At 39.6% G+C, this 6,573-nt stretch carries 5 protein-coding genes and 1 rRNA gene; 5 read left to right on the forward strand and 1 reads right to left on the reverse strand.

All coding sequences use genetic code 11. The annotated features are described in order from the left end of the window. Nucleotides 1-84: 84 nt before the first annotated feature. Nucleotides 85-2,076: a phospholipid carrier-dependent glycosyltransferase gene (locus T344_RS0103905; protein ID WP_027627622.1), complete on the reverse strand. Its 1,992-nt coding sequence runs from the start codon at nt 2,074-2,076 to the stop codon at nt 85-87. A gap of 367 nt (nt 2,077-2,443) precedes the next feature. On the opposite strand from T344_RS0103905, the gene dapF reads away from it, so the two are divergent. The 5 genes from dapF to T344_RS0103930 form a co-directional block, all read left to right on the forward strand. After that, on the forward strand, nt 2,444-3,277 hold the full coding sequence (gene dapF / locus T344_RS0103910) for a diaminopimelate epimerase (protein ID WP_027627623.1): 834 nt from the start codon (nt 2,444-2,446) through the stop codon (nt 3,275-3,277). A 24-nt stretch (nt 3,278-3,301) separates the two neighbouring features. Beyond that, on the forward strand, nt 3,302-4,534 hold the full coding sequence (locus tag T344_RS0103915) for an LL-diaminopimelate aminotransferase (RefSeq protein WP_027627624.1): 1,233 nt from the start codon (nt 3,302-3,304) through the stop codon (nt 4,532-4,534). 221 nt (nt 4,535-4,755) lie between these two features. Then, nucleotides 4,756-5,325, forward strand: coding sequence for a uracil-DNA glycosylase (locus T344_RS0103920; RefSeq protein ID WP_027627625.1), 570 nt, complete (start codon nt 4,756-4,758; stop codon nt 5,323-5,325). Between the two features lie 2 nt (nt 5,326-5,327). Continuing rightward, nucleotides 5,328-5,933, forward strand: coding sequence for a uracil-DNA glycosylase (locus tag T344_RS0103925; RefSeq protein WP_027627626.1), 606 nt, complete (start codon nt 5,328-5,330; stop codon nt 5,931-5,933). 520 nt (nt 5,934-6,453) lie between these two features. Next, nucleotides 6,454-6,573 (forward strand): 16S ribosomal RNA (locus T344_RS0103930); the annotation flags it as partial.

The raw sequence follows: 6,573 nt of genomic DNA on the forward strand, positions 1-6,573 counted from the left end.
AACTGGCACAACGCATTAAATTATTAAACGTTTGCTTGAAAGACTTCATTTGCGTTTGTCTTCCAGGCAAACCTGTGCATTTGATCAATATCTGAAACTCCAGCCCGGAAACCACTGGAGAAGGCTTGCATACCATTTTGGCACGATGACTCCCGAAAGTATCGGATAGAACATTATAAACATAAATGCGGTCAGTATGAGATAGATGTACACGAGCTTTCTGGCTGTCCTGCCGTGCCCGTAAAAGATTTTAATCAGGTAAACCATTATAATGATCAGGAACGGCATAACGGAGAAATAATGATAAATAAAGGCCATTCTGCGAACTACCATCCAGGGAATGTACTGGAACAAAGCTCCGAAAATCGGAACAATCATGTACCGGTCCTTCCTTTTGATTGCCAGGACAATTCCTGTAATAAGTGCAGGAATACTAAACCACCAGATAAGAGGATTGCCCATGCATATTATACTGGAAGTAAGATTCTCGGCCGCCAGGGCTTTAGACCCGTAAAACCATATGGGTTTGACCATAATAGGCCATGCCCACCAGGGAGATGAATAGGAGTGCTTGATATCCAGATCATTATGAAAGTTATACATATAAGTCTGGTTATTTATGAACTCCTTCACACCATTACCAGGAACCAGCATTATAGATGTATAGGAGGCAAAATAAATTATACCCGGAATAATTAAAAAGAAAAGGACGCATGCCAGGGCTGTTTTTACAAAGTACCTGCTCCAGAATTTATTAAATAAATCGGAGGATAAGCCATACTGCCTATATGCAGCATAGCAGGCTATTTCATCGAGCTTTGCAATAATGAAAATCAACATCAGGCCAACTGCGCCGTACATTGCAATCCATTTTGTAGCTGCACCTATGCCAAGAATCAGACCGCATAGAAACAGCGGAACCAGTGATTTTTTCAAACCAATCTTATAGGGCTTTCTGATAAAATAATCATATATGAAATAATACATCAGTATAACAAAGAAAGTAACATATACATCTATAGTAGAAATCCTTGTCTGAACAAAATGCATAAAATCAAACATCATAAGGAATGCGGTGCAAAAAGCGAAGAAACGTTTTTTGAATAGCTTTAAACCAAAAAGATACATAACAGGTATCATTGCAACGCCGAACAGCGTACCGACAATTCTCCAGCCAAAGGGATTCACTCCGAAAATGAGCATTCCAATCATCACAAAGTATTTACCCAAAGGAGGATGAGTTCTTTCAAAAGGTATAATTTCATAAATAAAATCAAGCGCTGTCCTGGGGTAGAAAACTTCATCAAAATATGTATTGGTATTTGATAAAGTATAAAAATCAACTTTATCCTGTTCATCAATAAGATTTGACAATTTGTAAGGCTTATGATCGGGGCTTTCTATTGCAGGCGTATTTGAGCCGGAATTTGAAGAAGTAATACTTTTAATGCTTAAAGGTATGGTCGAACCCTTCTCAAACACAGCGATCTCATTTAAGGCCGCTCCCGGGCCGTTCGGCATAAATTTGATTTTACTTGTCTTAAACTCTTTTGCTGAGACTTTCCAGGAGTAAAAACCGGTTTTGTCAATAGCTTCGGAGCTCATATAATTATCAAAATCGTTAAGATACAGGATATCATACTTGACATTGTCATACTTTTCATGGTTATAACCCTGATATATCATTACCTTTGATACTTCGACCCTTTTGCCCAAATCCACAATAAAACCGTCGTCCTTGGCAGAAGGTGCCCAGCTGGTCTCAGGTACACTAAAAGAGCCAAGGTTATAGAGGGCAGGAAGGGCATAAAAAATAGTCATTGCCAGCATAATTATTATGTCTTTTTTTGTAAGCTTAAATAAGGGCTTTGATTCCTGCTCGGTATCCAGCAGATCGCTTTCAGACAGGATCAATGTGCCGCTTTTAATACTCCTGATTCTTATAAAAAACCATATACCTATTGTCAACAGTGATATGCAGGTGACACCCAGCATCATTGTGGCAAATCCCGGCATTTTTATATTAATAAAGAAATCTGAAACATGTTTGTAAATATTAATAAAAAAGTCCTTCAAAGTTATCCTCCATACCTGCTGAAAAGTTTTACAATAATTATAATATAGTATTATTTACAATACAATTGATAATGTAAATAATAACCATATCATATTATTGACCGGATTACACCTGGTTAAGCCTATTTGCCCCGATTTTAAACATCCGACTGCAAAAAAGGCTGAAAAGGCACCGGATTTTTTTTCTTTAACAGCGGTTAAGGAGGATTATTGTGCCGCATATCGCCTTGCGGCTCCGGCAGTGCTATGCTATAATATGAAAAAGTTAGCAAGTTTATTAGTTTAGTTGGATAAAAGGTAATACACATAAACATGCCGCCGTTTTATCAGCTTTATAAACTTTGTAAACTGAAAGGGGCTGTATAAAATGAAATTTACTAAAATGCAAGGTTTGGGAAATGATTATATATATGTGGACTGTACCCGTGAAGCACTGGACGGTCCATCCGATATTGCGAAAAAAGTAAGTGACAGGCATTTCGGAATAGGTTCCGATGGTTTGGTGCTTATACTTCCTTCACAAAAGGCTGATTTCAGGATGAGAATGTTTAACTCGGACGGGTCTGAATCGGAAATGTGCGGAAATGCCATACGGTGTGTAGGAAAGTATGTATATGACAACGGTCTGACAGATAAGAAGGTTGTCAATATAGAAACCCTGGCAGGTATCAAGGTATTAACCCTGACAATTGAGAACGGAGAGGTTGTTCTTGTCAGAGTTGATATGGGGGAACCCATACTGGTACCTGAAGATATTCCTGTTGATTCTGCCAAGGACAGATTTATTTCAGAGCCGGTCAGTATAGATAATTATGAATTTAAAGTAACTGCTGTTTCCATGGGAAACCCTCATGCGGTTTCCTATATTGATAATGTAGCTGATTTTCCGCTGTCTCAGATAGGACCCAAGATGGAAACAAACAAATTATTTCCCAGAAAGGTCAATGCGGAATTTGTTCAAATAATAGATAGAAACACTCTCAAGATGAGGGTCTGGGAAAGAGGAGCAGGGGAAACCCTGGCCTGCGGTACCGGGGCCTGTGCTGTTCTGGTTGCGTCGGTTTTAAACAATGTATCCGAAAGAGCTGCTGCAGTCAAACTGCTTGGAGGGGATTTGTTTATAGAATGGTCGGAAAAAGACAATCATGTATATATGACAGGACCGGCCGTTAAGGTGTTTGATGGTGAAATAAATATTTAATATATAATAGAGAGGATTTAATATATGGCATTTGTAAATGAAAATCATTTAAAACTACCGGGCAATTATTTATTTGCTGAAATCGGTAAAAGAGTTAATACCTTTAAAAGTGAAAATCCTTCTGCCGATATTATCAGGCTTGGGATAGGAGATGTTACACGTCCGCTCCCGATGGCTTGTATTCAGGCAATGCATAAAGCTGTTGACGATATGTCCAGGGTAGAGACCTTTAAAGGATATCCTGAATATGAGGGATATGATTTCCTTATCAACAGTATCATTGAGTTTGATTACAAAAAAAGAGGCATTACAATTGGTACTGATGAGGTTTTTGTCAGTGACGGGGCCAAAAGCGATACGGCCAATATCCAGGAGCTTTTTGGAACCAATTGCAGAATAGCTGTTACCGACCCTGTTTATCCCGTATATGTTGACAGCAATGTAATGGCCGGCAGGACGGGTGAATATGTGGACGGCAAATGGACAAATGTCACGTATCTTCCCTGTACATCAGCAAATGGTTTTATTCCTGAGTTGCCGAAAGAAAGAGTTGATCTTATCTACTTGTGTTTGCCCAATAATCCCACAGGTACAACTTTGACAAAGGATCAGCTAAAGGTTTGGGTAGATTATGCGGCAAAAAATAAATCCATAATTTTATTTGATTCTGCCTATGAGGCTTTTATAACACAGGACGATGTTCCTCACAGCATTTATGAAATCGAAGGGGCAAAAGAAGTTGCCATTGAGTTCAGGAGTTTTTCAAAAACTGCAGGTTTTACAGGAACAAGATGCGCTTATGTAGTTATCCCGAAAGAGTTGAAAGCAGCTGCGGCAGACGGCAGTGAGATCGGACTGAACAGATTGTGGTACAGAAGACAGGCAACCAAGTTCAACGGTGTATCGTATATAGTGCAGCGCGGGGCAGAGGCTGTATATACCGAAGAAGGCCAAAAACAGGTCAGGGAGACCATAGCATACTATCTGACAAATGCTTCTATAATAAAGAGCGGTCTTGAGAGTGTGGGCATAACCGTATTCGGAGGCGTTAACGCTCCTTACATCTGGATGAAGACGCCAAAGGGGATGGATTCATGGGAGTTTTTTGACAAGCTTTTAAGTGAAGCCAATATTGTCGGAACTCCGGGAGTAGGCTTTGGGCCAAGCGGGCAGGGTTATTTCAGACTCACTGCTTTTGGAAACAGGGAGAATACCCAGGCGGCTGTTGAAAGATTTAAGACAAGACTTAAACTATAGTTTTGATATATTTTATTAATATATTACTAATTATATTAATAATTATATTACTGGTATAATGTAATTACAGCTGTAATATTGATAAAGCCATAGCAATAAAAGTTGGTTGCTATATAATAGAAGATTAATTTTGCATAGATTTGATATTTGGGCCGACTAGGATTAGTCGGCCCAAAAAGTGATATGAAGGTTTTTCAAAACGAAGGGGTGAGCGGAAAGGTATGTTGGATTGGGAACAGTTGAATTCAGCCTGCAGTAATTGTCAGGCCTGTGAACTCGGCAGGACCAGGACTAATATAGTTGTCGGCAGGGGAAATGTAAACGCCCCCGTAATGTTTGTCGGGGAAGGACCCGGTGAACAGGAGGACAGGCAGGGGCTTCCTTTTGTGGGAGCGGCAGGCCAGCTTCTGGACACTTTGCTTGAAGCACTGATGTTGAAGCCGGATGAATATTATATCGCAAATGTTGTTAAGTGCAGGCCTCCCAACAATCGTGTTCCAAGTGATGAGGAGGCTGAAAAATGTCTTCCCTACCTCAGAAATCAGGTTGCGCTGGTCAGGCCTCAAATATTAGTATGTCTTGGCAGCACTGCAGCAAAGTATGTTATTGCAAGGGATATTAGGATAACACAAATCAGGGGACAGTGGATTGAACGCAAGGGTTATTGGATCATGCCGACTTTTCATCCCGCGGCGCTGCTCAGGGATCAGAGCAAGAAAACCCTGCTTTTCAGGGATATCAGGGAAGTGAGGAACAAATTACATACAATAACCGGAATAAAGGAAAATTAGACATGACAACAAACAAAATCAGAATGGAACTTGACGGGCTATATAATAAATATTCAAAAACCTTTGAAAATGAACAGATAGTGCTTGGTGACGGCTGCTTGACAGGTCCTATGATAATAATAGGGGAAGCTCCGGGAAAAGACGAGGTATCACAGGGAAAGCCTTTTGTAGGAGCGGCGGGGAAAAATCTGAAAGAATTTATGGACCTGATAGGGATAACCCGTGAATCAGTGTTTATAACAAATGTTATCAAGTACAGGCTTGGGAAGATAAATGAAAAAACAAAAAGGGTAATTAACCGTCCTGCAACCAGGGAGGATATAGTTAATAATCAACACTGGCTTCACCAGGAAATTGCACTGTTGTGCCCCAAGATAATTGTAACCTTGGGCAACGTCCCCTTAAAAGCTGTCACAGATGATTTCAATGCCTCGATTGGTGAAATGCATGGGAGCATCCATACCTGTAATATCGGTGAAAAGGCGTACCGGCTGTTCCCTCTGTATCATCCTGCAAGTATCATATATAACAGAAGCCTAAAGGATACATATAATAATGATGTATTGATGTTAAAAGAGGTTTTATCTTCATTGGATGCAAGTAATTAATTTGATCTGAGGGTATGGAATAAATTGACTTAATAAAATATAATTTTTTATTAAATAATATTGACAAGATATAATAGGCATGCTATTATAACTAAGCTGTCGCGGACAGGAACAAAACAATACTTTAAATAGTAAATTGTGACAAACAAAAATCTACAAAAAGTGTTGACACAAAAGCGTCAGTGTGGTAATATATAAAAGTCGCTCAGCACTGCTGAGTGCCGGAATTTGACAAATATACAGCATATCGATTTTATGCCGGAAAGTCACTTTCCAGATGGACTTTGAAAAGTAAACAGTGACAAATACATGCAAATGTAATGTAAAGGAACTCGAAAAATTCCGAAATCGCATAGCGATTTCAAATTGAGTAACTTGCGAACTTTACAACCTGGTTTTTGGAAACAAGAACTAGAAAAAAAGTCAGCAATTTTAAATGAGCATGCTGAATAAAATTCAGCAGTCAAGCTTGTCAAATAAGTTAATTGTGCAGCAGATTTTCTGCGAAACATATAAATTTTAATTTGAGAGTTTGATCCTGGCTCAGGACGAACGCTGGCGGCGTGCCTAACACATGCAAGTCGAGCGGAGATGATCTGAAGTTTACTTTGGGTCGTCTTAGCGGCGGACGGGTGAGTAA

Origin of the sequence: Ruminiclostridium cellobioparum DSM 1351 = ATCC 15832, from assembly GCF_000621505.1 — a bacterium.
Taxonomy (GTDB): domain Bacteria; phylum Bacillota; class Clostridia; order Acetivibrionales; family DSM-1351; genus Ruminiclostridium; species Ruminiclostridium cellobioparum.